We start from the raw sequence: 16,135 nt of genomic DNA on the forward strand, positions 1-16,135 counted from the left end.
AACGAGTGTTCTCGGGGAGGGAACCGTGAGCTTTACCCAACGACCGCATGCTGCCCTGGCGTTAGCCATTCACCTGGCCATTGGCACGAGCCTCGCCTGGCCGGCCAACACATTCGCTGCCTCAGCCAGCATTGATGAAAACCGTACGTACGATATCGCCGCCGGGTCATTGACCGAAAACCTGAGCCGCTTTGCCGGCGCATCAGGCGTCGCCCTGAGCTTCGAGGCAACGCTTACCCAAGGGCGCAAGTCTCCAGGGCTGAGCGGTCGCTACAGCGTTGACGCAGGCTTTGCCATGTTGCTGGCAGGCAGTGGTTTGCAGGCAGTACGCCAGAGCAATGGCGTGTACTTGCTGAAAGTGACTGACAACGCTGGCGCCATGGAGCTGGGTGCGACATCGGTATCGGGGTACGCGCTGGGGGAGCTCACTGAAAATACCGGTTCCTACACCACAGGTGCCAGCGCCACGGCAACCCAGTTGAGTCTCAGCCTGCGCGAAACTCCGCAGTCGGTGAGCGTGATGACTCGCCAGCGCATGGATGACCAGCAACTCAATCGCCTGACCGACGTGCTGGAGCAGACACCCGGAATCAATGTGGCCTACAGCGGCATGGACCGCTTCGACATTTACTCCCGCGGCAGCACCATCACCAATTACCAGATCGACGGCATCACTACGCAGTCCGACAGCCAGACCCGCACCATCCCACAAACCTCGATGGACATGGTGCTCTACGACCGCATCGAAGTGCTGCGCGGCGCCAGCGGGCTCATGACCGGATCCGGCGACCCAGGTGGCCTGATCAATATGGTCCGCAAGCGACCGACCCGCGACTTTCAGGCCCATGTGCAAGCCGGTGCGGGCTCGTGGGACCTCTACCGTAGCGAGGTAGACGTCTCTGGTCCCCTTAACGCCGAAGGCAGCATTCGCGGGAGGCTAGTGGGCGCGAAGCAGACCCAGAACAGTTTCATGGACGCCTATGGCAGCGATCGAGACATTCTCTACGGCGTGATGGAGTTCGACCTGGACGATGACACCACCCTGCGTACCGGGGTCGACTACTCGAAAATCGACATCGACGGTGCCGCCGGCGTCCCCCTGGTGTACAGCACCGGCCAGCCGGCTCACTTCTCACGATCCACCAGCGTGGGCGCCCGCTGGGCCAAGGACGAGATCCAGACCTACAACTACCTGGTTGCCCTGCAGCATCGGTTCGCCAATGACTGGTCGCTGGACGTTGCGGGCAACTACATGGACATCGACCGCACCGACCTGATCGGCAACTACCTGTTCAAAGACGTAGGCGTGCTGCCTTCACTCAACCAGACCACTGGTAACGCCCGGGCCGATCGTGGACTGGCCAATGCGGACCAAACCCAGAAAGGTTTCAACCTGACTCTGCACGCTCCCTACGAGCTGTTCGGACGCGCCCATGAACTGGTCACCGGCTTCAACTACACGAGCTACGACAACACCCATAACGTGCTGAGCGATGGCATCTCCAACCTCTTCAACTTCTACACGTGGGATAACTACCTGCCCGAGGGTACGACCTATACGCCCTCGTTCGTGATGAAGACCCATTACCAGCAGCGCGGGGTTTTCATCGCCAACCGCTTCAAGGTGACCGACGACCTGAATCTTATCCTGGGCGTACGCAACTCCGACTACAGCTACGACTACAGCCTGCGCTACTACACCGGCACGGCCGGCAGCACGTCGAGACGACGCGAAAACGGCGTAGTCACCCCCTACGCAGGCCTGGTCTACGACCTGACTCCGGAACAATCGGTGTATCTGAGCTACACCGACATTTTCCAGCCACAGAGCAACCAGGATCGCAACGGCGTAGTGCTTGACCCGGTCACGGGCCAGAACTACGAAGCCGGCTGGAAAGGCGCGTTCTTCAATGGTGCCCTCAACACCAGCGCGGCGGTGTTCGAAGTCAAGCGCGATAACCTCGCCGAACTGGATATCGGCTATACGATTCCCGGAACCAGCAATAGCGCCTACCGCGCCGTCAAAGGTGCCATCACCAAGGGTTATGAGGTGGAACTCAATGGCCAACCCGTGCAAGGCTGGAACCTAAGTAGCAGCTATACCCATGCCGAAACGCGTGACGCCCAGGGTGACCGCAACCTGACGACCATACCAGTCGACATGGTAAAGTTCTGGTCCACCTACAACGTCGGCGGGAACTGGAATGCCCTGACCCTAGGCGGTGGCGTCAACTGGAATTCCCCGACCTACGTGGCGTTCAGCGGCACAACCATCAAACAGGACGACTACGCGGTGTTCAACGCGATGGCTCGCTACCAGTTCACCGCCAAACTTTCCGCCACGCTGAACCTGAACAACCTGTTCGATAAAACTTACTTCAGTAGCATCAATGGAGCGCAAGGTTTGTATGGTAACCCCCGGAACTTCATGATCAGTACGCGATACGACTTCTGATAATGGGCGCTTTGTAGCCTGATTTCCGTTGCTGGTTCACGTCAGGCTGCAGGGCGCGCTGAATTTCTCCCGTGTATTACAGGCCCAGCGACTGGCTGCTCTCGGCCAGAAGCGGGCCTCCGATCGACACCCTGCAATCAAATCTGGTTTAGCGTCCCTGTACCCCGCAACATGGACGAATTGAGGTTTAACGGTGCGCTCCTGGAACGACTTTTATCATCAAACCGCCACACGTGCCCCCTCCGCACTGCTAGCCAAAGCACTGGCCCTGGCGCCAGAAAGGACAAGTGCTCCATGGGCCGTTGATCTGGGGTGTGGCGCGGGCAACGAGACAAGACAGTTGCTAGACGCCGGCTGGCATGTATTGGCTATCGATAAAGAGCCTGGAGCCATTGCGCTAACTACGGCGACGTGCCCAGCGGAAAAGCACGGAAGACTAACCACTGCGCTCGCCAGCTTTGAACAAATGCCACCGTTGCCGCGCTCGGGCTTGATCCATGCCGGCTTGTCACTGCCCTTCTGCCGGCCTGGCCATTTTGCATTGCTGTGGGACCACATTCGGTGTGCCCTGATACCAGGTGGCGTGTTTGTCGGCCATTTTTTCGGAGTCCGACATGGATGGTCCGCGCTAGAAAACCTCACTCTCCACACCGAGCAGGATATTCGAGGGTTCTGCGGCGGCATGGAGATCGCGCTACTACGGGAAACTGAAACGTTGATTGAAAGAGACGACGGCCCTCTCAACTGGCATCGCTTCGACCTCATCGTCAGAATGCCCGAAACCATTGCCGTAACTCGCTAAGGTGTCAGGGTTTGAGTGCCGTAGTCCTCAACGGGCTTATTCCCAAGCCACCCGCGATGCGGTCAAGTTCGGTACCGGGCAACCGCGGCGCAGCAGGCGCGGCCTGTTCGGTCGGCGGCCAGCGCAGATCTGTTTTTATCGGATCACCACCCAGCCGCGCGAGCCGAGCCTTGCGTGGAAAGACAGATCTATCCAGGCAGGCTTCACGATCGGCAGAGGATGACAGCTGACGACATCCGCCGCCGTTTGATACAGCGCGTGCTTCGCACACACGCTTGCTACTTACATCGTTAATATCAACGCAGTCCAGCGAGCCGAGCGCGCCTCCCAGTACTTGTGCAACTGAATCCGCGTGGGCCTGAGATGTGAAAATCGATGCCGACAATACCAGCGCCAGCTTCCAGTCCATGGGGTATCCCTCCTCCGCTAATACCCAGCATGATCCACGAGTGAGATTCCACTTTTATGACCACGGCCCGCGGACTACAACGGTCATTTTTTTCGGATAACTTCATCAACTGGCAAGCTGCTCACGTTGCGCGATGAATAGGTTTTTCACCGACTGGAGATTCGGAAATTGACATGGAAGTGCTTGGCGTTCTGGATAGCTTTGCTGGGGTGGGCAACGGCGAATGCTGATGCTGTCCGCGAACCGGCGTTGATAAAAGCAGCGCGGGCAGCCTGCAAAACCTTGAGCACCTTGACCGGGCCATCGTTTTTTCGCTCGAACGCTTATTTCTCCGGGCCGGACGGGATCATTGCGGTAGTGATCCAGGGCACGAAACCGGCCCCCTCCATGAAGGGGCAAGTGGGCTCCGAGTTATGCTTGTATTTTCCGCAACGAAGACAGGCTCAGATTACTGAATGGGATGAGTTGGCCAAGCCTGGCAGCAAACCACCGATTAGCAGGCCTGCAGACTTTTAGGCGTTTTGCCGGCTGTAACACCCGGTTGAGCCAATTTGCTGATCAGCAAAAGAGCCGTAAATATCATCTGGGTCATCCAGCATTTACGGTCCGCGGTTGTAGAAGAAGGAACCACGTATGCGCGAACGCAAGGCAGCGCGACTGCTCGTTATCAGCCCGTCTCGAAAAGTGCTCCTTTTCAGGTTTACCCATACCGAGGATGCTTTGGCAGGCACTAGCCACTGGGCAACCCCTGGAGGTGGCCTGGAACAAGGCGAGACATTCCACGCTGCGGCGATGCGCGAGTTGCGTGAGGAAACCGGTCTGCAAGCTTCAGTAACGGGGGAAGCAGTGGCGCACCGGCGTGTCTCGCTGCTTCTCCCCAGTGGCGAGACGGTGCTGGCCGTTGAGCAATATTTTGTCGTGCATGCCGGGGACCAGTCCCTATCCCGTTCGGAGTGGTCACCCCATGAGCGCCAGGTCATGACAGACCATTATTGGTGGTCCATTGAAGAATTGAGGTCCACCAATGAGCGGATATTTCCGGAAGGGCTTGTCGACATCCTCGTGCGCGCGGGCATCTGACGACTTGATCGAGATGATGCTGTGCTTCTCCGTGCGTTACAACGTAGTACCGCTTCATGCGTTCGCCTCACCTTATGGTCGTCCGCTCCCTGTCGCGATATCTTGAGGGTATGTGCGTGACAGGCATGTGAACCCTTCCCTTGCTCGGCAGATACCCAGCTTCTGAATAAGCGCTTCCGGCCAGAAGCGGCTGTTCGAGATCAGCAGCGCCAGCCACTGCAACATGGCTACAATTCCCACTCTTGGCCTGATGAGAGGGAACTCATGGATTTGTATGTGGTGCGGCATGGAGAAACCTGGGCGAATGCCGAACAACGTTACCTGGGTTCGCTCGATCCTTCGCTTACAGCACGAGGACGTGAACAAGCCAGGGCGCTGGCCGCGAATATGCCCCCTGGGCTGGACGCACTTGTCGTGTCCCCACGTTTACGGGCGATAGAAACCGCCAGTATCCTGGACGAGAGACTTGTTCTCCCGGTGCAGGCAACGGACTGCTTTCGAGAACGTGATGTTGGGGTGTTCGAGGGGTTGACTCAGGCAGAAGCGAAGGAGCGATATCCGCAGCTTTGGTCGCGAAATATAACGCGCCAATGGGGGCTTGCCCCGACCGGCGGGGAGTCGATCGTTGACGTTGTGGAACGGGTCAGAGGCGGGATGATCGATTTGGAGTCGAAATACTCATCGAAGCGTATTCTTCTCGTTGCGCATGGCTTCGTTGCAAAGACAATCCGCGCACTGGCCAGAAGCGACTTTTCAGACTTCTACAGCTGGCAACTCTCCAACGGCAGCATGCTCGCTTTGGAAAACTTCGAACTCCCGACAGTCGATCTGGAGACGTTAAAGGCCTCACTCCCACCTGGATAATTGTGCAGTCGTGCTCTCGTCCTCAGCCTCGCTCGAAGACCTCCCCTACACCGAATGCCATTCGGTGTTCCAGCGAGCACTGGAGTTGTTGCGCAAAAGACTCAAAGAGTTCTGGCGCTGAGTTAGCGAGTGACACCGAGTGGATCGAGGGCTGTCCGCGTTGGAGCGGGAATGGCTGGTTACCAGAGACGGCACTCGTCCAGAACCGGACAAACAACAAAGCCCTCTCAAACGAGGCGTTCGTACGTCAGGTAATCATGCGCACCGAGCCCGGCACATAAAAATCCCGCTTTCTCATACAGTCTCTTCGCAGGGTTATCCGCTCGCACACTCAGCCGCAGCTGCCGGAATCCATGCTGTGCCGCGTCCGTCACAAAAGCTTCCAGGAGGGCCATTCCAACGCCGCAACGTCGATACTCAGGCCCGACATGAACAGTGCAAAGTTCCGCGTGAGAGTGCTCAGGCACCCAGAGTGAGTAACCCGCGAATTGATCGTCCATGAGCGCGACTGTCAGACGGTCAAAATTCTCTACCCACCGCGTCAGGTGTCGTTCCAGTTGGGTGCGCCAAGCAGATTCATGCTTGGGCTCCCAGCAGCGGATGTAGCTCTCCTCGCCTCGATAGACGGCCGGAAGATCGGTGATACGTGCTTGTCGAAGTTGAAGTGCCATTCCATTAGCCTTTTTATTGAGCCTGCAGACAGGGCATGGTCTACGAGCTGTATAGCAAAGTCCGACAAATAATCGTAGCCATCGCCGGGGCAGCCGCTATCGGCCACAGGCGGTCTCTCGGCGGATCGAGTCTGGGGCAGTTACACTGGTTTTTTTGACCGCATGGAGAAACACATGCCCAAGGCATACCAAGGAAGCTGCCTGTGCGCAGAGGTCGGTTATGAGTTGCTCGTCCCTCCCAAAGCAGTAAGCCATTGTCATTGCAGCCAGTGCCGCAAGGCTCACGGAGCCGCGTTTGCATCATATGGCAGCGTTCCGCGTAGCGCGCTACGAATTCTTCGCGGCGCCAACAACCTCAAGACCTATGCATCCTCACAGACGGTGTTGCGCGAGTTCTGTGCAGAGTGCGGTTCGACCCTGTTCTGGTCACGTTGTGAGGGTGAATTTTCCGACTGGATTTCGGTAGCGCTAGGCACGCTTGATACGCCACTCCTGCCCCACAACCAAAAGCACGTCCACGTCGATTCCGCAGCCCTTTGGTACAAGTCATCTGTCTGTTGCTCAAAATCTGAGTGACCGCTCTGGGTCGAAAGCAGACGATCATGACTGACCACAATCCATTGCTGCCCTTAGCATCGAGCGGCAGTCGACCAGGATCGCCAATACGGTCAATTCCACGCATCCGTCTGCTGGACTGTCGGTTCTTGTCAGATCACTATTTCCTGTCAAAAGCGTCAAGCCCGGTAAGCTGGGCGGATAGCGCCCAAAGGCGTTCAGCTTGTTCAGGGTCTGCGGCATAGGGCCGGACGCCGACAAAGGATGGTGGTTCGTTTTCGTTTAACGATGCGATCTCACAGTCCTCGCAATACAAACCTCCCATTTCAGTTAGCTGCGGAGCTGTTGCGGCCCAAACTTGGGTGGCCGCGCCCTGCTGTGTTGTCTTAAAAGTAGGATCAGCAAGGTTGCCGCTCGCGTCCAGCCAGCCGGCGGCAACCATTTCGTCCAAAGGCAAATGGCGTTGGAGCGGTGTGAGAATTTTACCGGGATGAAGGGAGAAAGCACGGACACCTTCGTGCTGACCAAGCCGATCAAGGTGGACGGCAAACAACGCATTGGCCGTCTTCGACTGACCATAGGCCAACCACTTATCGTAACCCTGTGTGAAGTGCACATCCTTCCAGCGAATATCTGATTGCTGATGCCCTGCCGATGACACCATGACCACCCTTGCACCACCCTTGAGCGCAGGCCAGAGCAGATTTACGAGTGCGTAATGCCCCAGATGATTGGTGGCAAACTGTGCCTCCCAGCCTGCCCCTACGCGGGTTTCCGGGCAAGCCATGACTCCTGCGCTGCCTATCAGGATGTCGATGTGCCGATTACTGGCCAGGAAACGCTGTGCAAAGTCATGCACGCTGGCCAGGTCGGAAAGATCCAGTTGCTCGATTTCAACATTCGAAATTCCGCTGGTGTTTGCGCGCGCAGTTTTAACATCACGTGCCGCAACAACGACACGCGCGCCTGCATCACTCAGTGCCTTTGTCGTCTCTAGGCCCAGGCCCGAATGCCCCCCAGTCACTATAGCGGTGATGTTGGTCAGATAGTGCCCTTCGAGTACCGCTGCTGCGGTGGTTGCCGCTCCAAACCCCGATTGGATGGGAGACTGTTTGCTGGTCATGGCGTGTCCTTGATATCTGGCAAGCGATAGGGGAAAACATCCACGGCGACCATTGTCTAGGTTAGGCTTAGGACTTTGAATGCACCAAAGTCCAACTATCTGTCGAGATCGTCCTACATCCATGGATCCCCTCTCCGAAGCCCTCTCTCTTTTGAACACCCACAGCTCTCTTTTTGCAGGTCTGAAGGCGGGCGGCGACTGGGCTATCGACTTCCCGCCGCCCGATGGCGTCAAATTCAATGCGATCGTCGAAGGGACTTGTTGGCTAGTGGTGGAAGGCTTGGGGCAACCGATCCAGTTGACAGCTGGAGATTGCTTTCTTTTGCCACGCAAGCGGGCATTTTCCCTTCGCAGCGACTTGTCATTTCCGGCCATCCACTCAGAGGCGATCTATCGCCACGCTGTCAATGGCATTGCCAGCTGTGGTACGGCTGATGCGTTTTTCTTGATCGGAGGTCGTTTTGACTTCGGTGAGGAAGCTAGCCTGCTATTTGAAGGATTGCCCGCCGTTGCCGTCATCAAAAGTGGTACGGATCAAGCTTCCGTGCTGAATTGGGCCCTTCGGCGTATGGCTCACGAGCTTACCAATCCCTCGCTTGGGAACTCCATCATCGTTCAGCACCTCGGCCACATCATGCTGGTGCAGGTGTTACGAATGTATTCGACTCAGGAAGTAAATAACGTCCCGGGTTGGTTGGTTGCCATATCTGATCCGCGTATAGGGGTAACCATTCAAGCCATTCATGCCGATCCCGCACGCTCTTGGACGGTTGAAAACCTTGCCGAAATTGCGGGTGTTTCCCGGTCGACCTTCGCACTGCGATTCAAGGAAAAGTCCGGTACCACTCCATTGGAGTACGTCTTGCGCTGGCGCATGCAGTTAGCTGCAAAATTTTTAAAAACGAACAATCAGGTTACTATTTCGTCTATCGCACAGAAGCTAGGCTATGACTCCGATAGTGCGTTTAGCCATGCGTTCAAGCGCGTGATGGGTTGTTCCCCTCGTGAATACAGGGAGCGAGCAGTTTCCATATCTTGGCCTGGAGCACGGCCAGCCTTGGTAAAGAAGCCTCGGGTACTTGGATAGAGGGATAGCTTCTGGCCGATATCTGCCGGTTCGTAAACCTGCCTAAAGGTCAATGCCTCCGCCCCTGGCTAAATTCGCGAAGCGGTCTGCATCCAACCGAACCCGCTATGCGGAATTGGCCCAGAGGCGGCTACCGAACCAACGAGGCCTGTCTCTAAGGGCTGCAATCGGCCACGAGCAGCCCTTCACCCCAAGCATCACATATCAGCCGTATGCCATAGCTGCCGAAGGCACGCGCCGCCCCCCAGATGTGCCGCATCGCCTGTGACGCGGCCTGGCGGCCGCTGCAGGTAGCCGCTGGCGTCGGGACACGCTGAAGTTTTCCAGTGAAGTCAAGGCCCAGCCCAGCCTCCGGCAGTGGTTACCGTGCAGAGGCTGGCCGACCGTTTCTGTCCCCAAGAAGCCCTTTGGGTCAAGTCTCAATCCACCACAAACAACTTTGCACCGGTGGCAGTTGAGGAACGGTGAGCTTCAGCGTTGTCGGCTACCTGGTAGCTCATCCCGGCCGTCAAGGTGAAGGTGCGTCCGTCATCGAGTTGGGTCTCCAGTCGGCCATCCAGACATAGCAGAATGTGCCCCTTGCTACACCAGTGATCGGCCAGGTAGCCAGCGCTGTACTCAACCATTCGCACTCTTGCATTGCCGAACTGGCGGGTCCGCCAGAGCGCTATGCCAGCTTCGCCAGAATGAACAGTCGGTTCTATTTTCGACCAATCGGTTGTGCCAAAGGGGATATCTGTGAGTTGCATGATTGTCTCAAACGAGGGCTGGAGCTGAATCGTAATGAACGCTGGAGGCGGCCGACAGATACAGATCAGGCTGATGTCCACCATACGCCAGAGAAACAGCCGCGCTCGTAGTGCGATCAAGTAGCGACTGCCTGCTTTTCCAGTACCCGCTGCGGGTTGGAAGCATTGCCTTTGCGCGCTTGAATGCCATAGCCTTTCGTTCTTCAACACCTACCATCGACGAGACAGTGATGAACGAACCACAAGGACGTATCGAGCTTTCCGGGCTGAAATGCCGACCTGTTGGCCCAGATGACGCCGATATGATCGCCGTGCACCGGCAAAGAATGTTTCTTGAAGCTGGCGGGGAGCCTGATGCACTGCGCGTCATGACTGAACACTTTCGCCCATGGCTTCAGGAGCGACTGGACGACGGCCGGTACTACGGTTTTGCGCTCTGCGATGCTGATCAGGCCGTGGCGAGCATTGGCCTCATGACCATCGACTGGCCGCCCCACCCATCGCACCCCACCATGGGCCGGCGGGGGTACGTGCTCAATGTCTTTGTCGAACCAGCCTATCGCCGCCGTGGCTTGGCTTCAGCCTTGATGCAAATCGCCGAGGCTGAGTTTGCTGGACGAGGCATCACCTTCGCCGTGTTGCACGCAACCGAGGTTGGAAAGCCTGTGTATGAGCAAATAGGCTGGATGGGCACCTCGGAAATGGCCAAAACCATCGGTTGATATAAACCACTTTCGGCCAGAAAGCGTCTAGGGGTAGCGGTCCAGTTTTAGCTGGACGAAGGTCAGGTCGAGCCAAGTGCCGAATTTCACGCCGACCTCCTTCAAGGTGCCGGCATGCTCAAATCCACGCCGTTCATGCAGACCTATCGAGACGAAATTACCGGCTTCAATGCCGGCCACCATCACGTGCTTGCCGGCGCTGCGGGCGCGGCCTATAAGCGCCCTCAACAGTTGCTTGCCGATGCCATTCCCTCGCTGATCGGCACGAACGTAGATGGAGTGTTCAACGGTGTGCCTATAACCATCCCACGGCCGCCAATCACCGAAAGAGGCGTAGCCGAGCACGCTACTGTTGGCGTCGACAGCGACCAACACTGGGTAGCCCGCTCGTGTGCGCTCGGTAAGCCAGGCACCACGATTGGCAGTGTCGACCCGCAGGTCATTCCAGATGGCAGTGGTGTTCTCCACGGCGTCATTGTAAATAGCGGTGATCCCCTCGATATGGCTCGCAGCTGCATCGACAATTTCCATGGCGCTCCCTTTCCATTTAGTCACTATAGTAGATACCCCACTCACTACAGCTGACAGGATAGCAACGTTTTTCAAAAGCGCTTATACCCAACGAGAATGCTTGAATAAAAACCATACCTGTCGCTCGTACGCCCCGATCCCCGCGATGTGCCCCTCCAATGACTGTATTACTATAGTAGTACGTGAAAAAATTACGCATTCGCCGTCACTGTGCCCGCATAGTGATGCCGAATGGCAGAATCACCGACGATGCCGCCTGCCGCACGGCTGCCGATCATCCAGCGAGAAGATCCTGATGAAAAATGACGTTGACCTGAAAATTGGTGCCCGAATAAAGGTCGAGCGGGAAAGCCGGGGATGGTCGCTGACAGAGCTGGCTGCCAAAGCCGGGGTTTCGCGAGCCATGATTTACAAGGTCGAGCGCGCGGACAGCAGCCCAACAGCGAACTTGCTAGGCAAGCTTTCCGGCGCCTTTGGCCTCAGCATGTCCACGCTCATGGCTCGGGCAGAACTAGGTCATGGGAAGCTGCTGCGTGCCGCAGATCAACCACTTTGGATTGACCCCATGACAGGCTATGAGCGCAGGCATGTGTCTCCTGGCTCCGACCTGCCGATTGATCTTGTCCAGGTGGCGCTGCCCGCCGGCAAGCAGGTGCCAATGCCAGCCTCCGCCTATGCGTTTCTGCGGCAATTGATATGGGTGATCCACGGCGAGCTGGTTTTTGTAGAAGGCAATGTCCAACACCGCATGGGCGAAGGCGACTGCCTGGAACTGGGCCCGCCTGCAGACTGCATCTTCATGAATGAGAGCAGCGAGCCATGCGTCTATGCGGTGGTTGCCCTTAGCGTGTCCTGATTGCCCAGGGTTGCAACGCAATCCACTCCCCCACCCCGCTAGCGCCCGCTGGAGACACCGCCGTAGCACCTGCGCGCCACGGCAATGAAGGCTTGGGTTGCCATGGAAGCCTGGGTTTTGTCCAGCACGGCAAGCCCGACCACCCGCCTGACCGCAGGGTTCAAGGGCCGTGTCAGGTATTCGGCCGAGGCGCGCTGGGGCAACGAGGATTGCGCCACCACCGTCACGGCATCGCCGCGCTCCACCGCAGCCAGGGTGCTCATCAGTTGTGAGGTTCGGTAGCGCACGCGCGGTTGCAGCCGTGCCGCCGCGAACAATTGCGATACCAGTTCAGAGGAGCCGGCCTCGGTCAGGACGAAGGGGTCGGCACACAGGTCGCCCAGGCTTACCGAGGCTTGGGGCGCCAGGCAATGGTCGAGCGGCAGCACGGCAACCATCTGATCTTCGATCAGCGGATAGGTATCAAACTGACCGTCGGGCAAGGTAACGAAGCCCACATCGACGCGATGCTCCAATAGCCATTGAACAACCTGGCGATCCGGCCCCTCGTCGATGTGAACTTCTATGCCCGGATAAGCCGCGCGGAACTCGCGCAGAATGGTGGGTAGCAGGCGCTGCGAAGACGTGGGGCCGAAAGAACCTATGCGCAGCGTGCCCAGGGTCAGGTTCCGCGCATCGGCCGCCTCCAGGCGCATGGCGTCGGCCATGCCCAGCATGGACTTGGCCCGCTGAACCAAGCGCGCGCCGATGTCGGTCAGCTCGATCTGGCCATGGTGGCGGACCACCAGCTCAACCCCCAGCTCTTGCTCAAGGGCCTTCACCGCATGAGAAATCGCCGATTGGGACACCTTCAGGTCCGCAGCGGCCAAGGTGAAACCACGCCGCGCTGCCACGGCCACAAAAATCTCGAGTTGGGTAAGCGTCATTGGCGGGGCATGAGGATTTGCTCATTTCCATATGAGGCAGAAAATGCGTAAGTATAGTGCGAATAGGAATAACGGCAAGCACCGAACCTATGTCTCTTGGCTCGTTAAGGAAGAAATGATGCTCACCCAATGGAAAACCGATGGAATTTCATCATTGTGGCCGGAAATCAACGGCGAATTTTTGGCGTTGCGAGGAATCCCCAACGATCACCTACCGGCCAGTGAGGCGCAAGCCTTGTACAAGAAAATCCTCGTCGGGTTTGACGCGATAACGAGCTGTGAGATGAAGGAACTGTACAAATTTAAACTGTTCTTGCAGCAAACCCCGGTGCATTTCAGCTCGCTGCCTGAGGTAAAGTTCATTCACAAGGCGTTCATCGCCTGGGTAAACTTCGAGTACGAGATGGCAAGAGCGTTATTTGCCAAACACATGAGCACTTACCCGACTGACGTAATTGCTCTTTTTTTTCTGCACATGCTGGATTTCTGCACCGGCAAAACAGTTCGCTTGAAACCGGACTTCGTCACCTATGACCCGCACATGTCCGATGAAACCGAACTCTATGGTTATTATCTATCCATGAAGGCATTTGTCCTGTGCGAAAGCAAATGCTTCGACGAGGCCCTGGCCGTAGGCCTGCGCTCGGTGGCGCTCATACCTGATAATATTTACGGCATTCACGCGGTGGCCCATGCCCTGCATGAGTTGGGCGAGTGGCAGGAGCTTACAACGTTTCTGGAAAACAGCAAGGTTCACTGGATCGAAAACCCAGGCATGCGAATGCACGTCTACTGGCACCTGGCAATTGCTTACGAGCGCTGCGACAACCTGGAGCAAGCGTTGTTCGCGTTTGACTCTTTGTACGCACTCAAGGACAGCCCTTTTGCAAAGCAGGACCTGGATGCAGTGGGCTTCCTTTGGCGGCTACGCCTCAAGTCCAGTGATGGAACTTACCGCGTGATGTGGAAGCGGCTGGCCATGCTCTGGACCGGTAGCATTTATGCATCCACTTCATACTTCCATAAGATCCACGCGGCATTTGCTTTTTCCGCCACCAACCAAACGATCCTGATCGAGAAGCAAATAGTGGACAGCGATGGATTCGGGGTCGAAACCGAAGCCCACCATGCGGGCATGAATGTGCTGAAGGCCATCCATCTTTTCACCCTGCAACGCTACAGCGAAAGCCACGACCTATTGAGCGCCAGCCGCGAGCATTGGCATTTGCTTGGCGGTAGCCGCGCTCAGCGAGAGATCCTGGAACTGACCATGGCCTACGCGGTGCAGCAAATCCCGTCAACCCAACCAGAGAAACTCTCGGCATGACGCACACTCGTGGCTTACAGAGCCGATATTCAGAACGGTTGATTTACCTGCAATTATCCCTGGTCGCGATGATATGGGGCGGAACGTTCGTGGCCGGGCGCTACATGTCGGTGGATACCCCTGCCCTGCTGTCAGCCAGCGTGCGATTCCTGCTGGCAGGTGCAGTGCTGGGGGTATTTTTGCTGCTGTCCAAACAGGCATTTGTGAGGCTGTCGGGGGCCCAGGTGGTCAAAGTGCTGGGCTTGGGTTTTTGCGGTATTTACGCCTATAACCTGTGTTTTTTCTATGGGCTGCACATCATCAGCGCCTCACGGGCGTCGTTGATCGTGGCGCTGAATCCCGCGGTCATGGCGATAGGCGCTTATCTCATGTATCGCGAGGCGATCTCCCTCGCGAAAGCGTTCGGTATTGTGCTCTGCCTGATGGGCGCGGCGGTGGTGATATTTTCCAAAAACCACCTGGCGATCGCCGGCGATGGCGCTGATTGGCGCGGCGACCTGCTGATTTTCGGCTGTGTGCTGAGCTGGGTAGCCTACAGCCTGTTCGGCAAGTCGGTGGTCAAGGAAATCGGCGCGTTGCATACGGTGACCTACTCGATCTGGGCCGGCGCGGCGATGCTGACCGTCACCGCCATTGCCAAAGGGCAGTTCAGCCTGGAGCTGGTGAGGGCGTTGCCGGCCAACGAACTGTTGAGCCTGACCTACCTGGGGGCCATTGGTTCGGCGCTGGCGTACATCTGGTTCTATAACGGCATCCAGGTGATCGGCGCTACCCGCGCGGGGGTGTTCATTGCGCTTAACCCGTTGACCGCGGTGTTGCTGGGGTGGGGGCTGCTCGATGAGCACATCAGCGTTTATACCGCGGCGGGGGGAGCGTTGGTGATCGGCGGTATTGTGATGTGTAACAAGGCGGTTTCTGCGTCGGGGAGCACCTGGTTTCGGTCTGGCTTTTTTCTTCGGCACTGAAGCGCAGTTGGGGGCAACGGCGGCAGGTGGCGATAATGTTCATGACAGGATGGCTAAGCTGAGCAACGGCCGCTCACGGCCAGAAGCAGACTCCCGCCATTAAAATAGCAATCCGGTTTCGCTATTGAGTGGCTAGCTTATCGCGCACAAATTCGATGAAGCGCTGGGTTTTGGCAGGAAGCAATCGAGTTTCGGTCAGGGCATACACCGAGACAGGTGATCCCTGCCAGTCAGGGAGAATCCTTCGCAGTTTCCCTTCCGCCACGTCCTGAGCGGCGATTCCCTCTGGCAGCAAAGTAACCCCCAGATCCAGCGACGCCATACGTCTCAACATCCCGACGCTATTGAGTTCGAATCGCCCGCCGATATCGACCTGCTCCGTTTCACCTTTGCCTGAAAGCGTCCAGCGATCCGAACTCGGGCCGCGCAACCGCAAACACTCATGGTGAGTCAATTCCAGAGGTGATTGTGGCTCTCCCGAGACTTCCAGGTACTGCGGCGAGGCGTACAAGAAGCGTTGTAGGCTCGCCAACTTCCGCGCAATCAGATTAGAGCTTGGGGGTTCGCCCATGCGGATCACTACGTCGACTGGTTCGCTGATCAGATCAACTTGCCGGGGCGTGAGGTCGAAATCGAAGCTGATGCCAGGGTATTGCTGAGCGAACTCAGCGATCAGTGGTGCCAGGTAGACATTGGCAAAATCCACTGGGAGTGACGCTCGCAACAGGCCGCTAGGACGAGCCAGCATCTCTCCCAATTGCTCATGAGCGAGTCTAGCCTCATCGACGATCCGCTTGCAGCGTTCGTAATACAGCTGTCCCGCCTCGGTCAGTTCAATTTTCCGGGTTGTGCGATGCAGCAGCCGCAGGCCAATGGCTTTTTCCAGGCCACTGATTCGCCTCGAAAGCGTTGAGTTGGGCATGTCCAGTCCCTCGGCAGCTTTTCGAAAGCTGCGGACTTTCACAACCTCGACAAACAACGCCATGTCATTCAGATACTCCAATGCATTGCTC

17 protein-coding genes are annotated in these 16,135 nt (G+C 57.1%); 10 read left to right on the top strand and 7 right to left on the bottom strand.

Features of this window, described 5'->3' with window-relative positions:
• The first annotated feature begins 25 nt into the window (after positions 1–25).
• On the top strand, positions 26–2,455 hold the full coding sequence (locus tag AC0J42_RS18650; protein WP_473002988.1) for a TonB-dependent siderophore receptor: 2,430 nt from the start codon (positions 26–28) through the stop codon (positions 2,453–2,455).
• A 193-nt stretch (positions 2,456–2,648) separates the two neighbouring features.
• Positions 2,649–3,257, top strand: coding sequence for a class I SAM-dependent methyltransferase (locus AC0J42_RS18655; protein WP_473002989.1), 609 nt, complete (start codon positions 2,649–2,651; stop codon positions 3,255–3,257).
• A gap of 4 nt (positions 3,258–3,261) precedes the next feature.
• Here the strand turns inward: AC0J42_RS18655 and AC0J42_RS18660 are convergent, their stop codons facing one another.
• Positions 3,262–3,666 carry a hypothetical protein gene (locus tag AC0J42_RS18660; RefSeq protein WP_473002990.1) on the bottom strand — a complete coding sequence of 135 codons (405 nt, stop codon included), beginning with the start codon at positions 3,664–3,666 and terminating at the stop codon, positions 3,262–3,264.
• A gap of 633 nt (positions 3,667–4,299) precedes the next feature.
• Here AC0J42_RS18660 and AC0J42_RS18665 point away from each other — a divergent pair.
• Positions 4,300–4,746, top strand: a complete 447-nt coding sequence (locus tag AC0J42_RS18665; protein WP_473002992.1) for an NUDIX hydrolase — start codon at positions 4,300–4,302, stop codon at positions 4,744–4,746.
• A 264-nt stretch (positions 4,747–5,010) separates the two neighbouring features.
• Positions 5,011–5,610, top strand: a complete 600-nt coding sequence (locus AC0J42_RS18670) for a histidine phosphatase family protein (RefSeq protein WP_473002993.1) — start codon at positions 5,011–5,013, stop codon at positions 5,608–5,610.
• A 227-nt stretch (positions 5,611–5,837) separates the two neighbouring features.
• Here AC0J42_RS18670 and AC0J42_RS18675 read toward each other — a convergent pair whose 3' ends face one another.
• Positions 5,838–6,281, bottom strand: a complete 444-nt coding sequence (locus AC0J42_RS18675; RefSeq protein WP_473002994.1) for a GNAT family N-acetyltransferase — start codon at positions 6,279–6,281, stop codon at positions 5,838–5,840.
• A 174-nt stretch (positions 6,282–6,455) separates the two neighbouring features.
• Between AC0J42_RS18675 and AC0J42_RS18680 the strand changes: the two genes are divergently transcribed.
• Positions 6,456–6,857: a GFA family protein gene (locus tag AC0J42_RS18680; protein WP_473002995.1), complete on the top strand. Its 402-nt coding sequence runs from the start codon at positions 6,456–6,458 to the stop codon at positions 6,855–6,857.
• Between the two features lie 139 nt (positions 6,858–6,996).
• On the opposite strand, the gene AC0J42_RS18685 is transcribed toward AC0J42_RS18680, so the two are convergent.
• Positions 6,997–7,959: an SDR family NAD(P)-dependent oxidoreductase gene (locus tag AC0J42_RS18685; RefSeq protein ID WP_473002997.1), complete on the bottom strand. Its 963-nt coding sequence runs from the start codon at positions 7,957–7,959 to the stop codon at positions 6,997–6,999.
• A 121-nt stretch (positions 7,960–8,080) separates the two neighbouring features.
• Between AC0J42_RS18685 and AC0J42_RS18690 the strand changes: the two genes are divergently transcribed.
• On the top strand, positions 8,081–9,046 hold the full coding sequence (locus AC0J42_RS18690) for an AraC family transcriptional regulator (protein WP_473002998.1): 966 nt from the start codon (positions 8,081–8,083) through the stop codon (positions 9,044–9,046).
• Positions 9,047–9,465: 419 nt separating this feature from the next.
• Here the strand turns inward: AC0J42_RS18690 and AC0J42_RS18695 are convergent, their stop codons facing one another.
• The gene (locus AC0J42_RS18695) at positions 9,466–9,795 is read right to left on the bottom strand and encodes a DHCW motif cupin fold protein (RefSeq protein WP_416427729.1); all 330 of its coding nucleotides are present in this window, start codon (positions 9,793–9,795) and stop codon (positions 9,466–9,468) included.
• Positions 9,796–10,025: 230 nt separating this feature from the next.
• On the opposite strand from AC0J42_RS18695, the gene AC0J42_RS18700 reads away from it, so the two are divergent.
• Positions 10,026–10,517: a GNAT family N-acetyltransferase gene (locus tag AC0J42_RS18700; RefSeq protein WP_416427728.1), complete on the top strand. Its 492-nt coding sequence runs from the start codon at positions 10,026–10,028 to the stop codon at positions 10,515–10,517.
• Positions 10,518–10,544: 27 nt separating this feature from the next.
• Here AC0J42_RS18700 and AC0J42_RS18705 read toward each other — a convergent pair whose 3' ends face one another.
• Positions 10,545–11,048 carry a GNAT family N-acetyltransferase gene (locus AC0J42_RS18705; RefSeq protein ID WP_473003001.1) on the bottom strand — a complete coding sequence of 168 codons (504 nt, stop codon included), beginning with the start codon at positions 11,046–11,048 and terminating at the stop codon, positions 10,545–10,547.
• 295 nt (positions 11,049–11,343) lie between these two features.
• Here AC0J42_RS18705 and AC0J42_RS18710 point away from each other — a divergent pair, with 295 nt between their 5' ends.
• On the top strand, positions 11,344–11,904 hold the full coding sequence (locus AC0J42_RS18710; RefSeq protein WP_416427726.1) for a helix-turn-helix domain-containing protein: 561 nt from the start codon (positions 11,344–11,346) through the stop codon (positions 11,902–11,904).
• 38 nt (positions 11,905–11,942) lie between these two features.
• Here AC0J42_RS18710 and AC0J42_RS18715 read toward each other — a convergent pair whose 3' ends face one another.
• Entirely contained in the window at positions 11,943–12,830 is an 888-nt protein-coding gene (locus tag AC0J42_RS18715; RefSeq protein WP_473003002.1) for a LysR family transcriptional regulator, read from the bottom strand.
• 118 nt (positions 12,831–12,948) lie between these two features.
• Between AC0J42_RS18715 and AC0J42_RS18720 the strand changes: the two genes are divergently transcribed.
• Both AC0J42_RS18720 and AC0J42_RS18725 read left to right on the top strand, forming a co-directional pair.
• The gene (locus AC0J42_RS18720) at positions 12,949–14,157 is read left to right on the top strand and encodes a tetratricopeptide repeat protein (protein WP_473003004.1); all 1,209 of its coding nucleotides are present in this window, start codon (positions 12,949–12,951) and stop codon (positions 14,155–14,157) included.
• Positions 14,154–15,122 carry a DMT family transporter gene (locus tag AC0J42_RS18725; RefSeq protein WP_416427723.1) on the top strand — a complete coding sequence of 323 codons (969 nt, stop codon included), beginning with the start codon at positions 14,154–14,156 and terminating at the stop codon, positions 15,120–15,122. Before AC0J42_RS18720 ends, AC0J42_RS18725 begins: the two co-directional genes overlap by 4 nt.
• 121 nt (positions 15,123–15,243) lie before the next feature.
• On the opposite strand, the gene AC0J42_RS18730 is transcribed toward AC0J42_RS18725, so the two are convergent.
• Entirely contained in the window at positions 15,244–16,125 is an 882-nt protein-coding gene (locus AC0J42_RS18730) for a LysR family transcriptional regulator (RefSeq protein ID WP_473003006.1), read from the bottom strand.
• Positions 16,126–16,135 lie beyond the last annotated feature (10 nt).

The sequence above is a fragment of the Pseudomonas sp. Tav-5-1A genome, assembly GCF_055755055.1.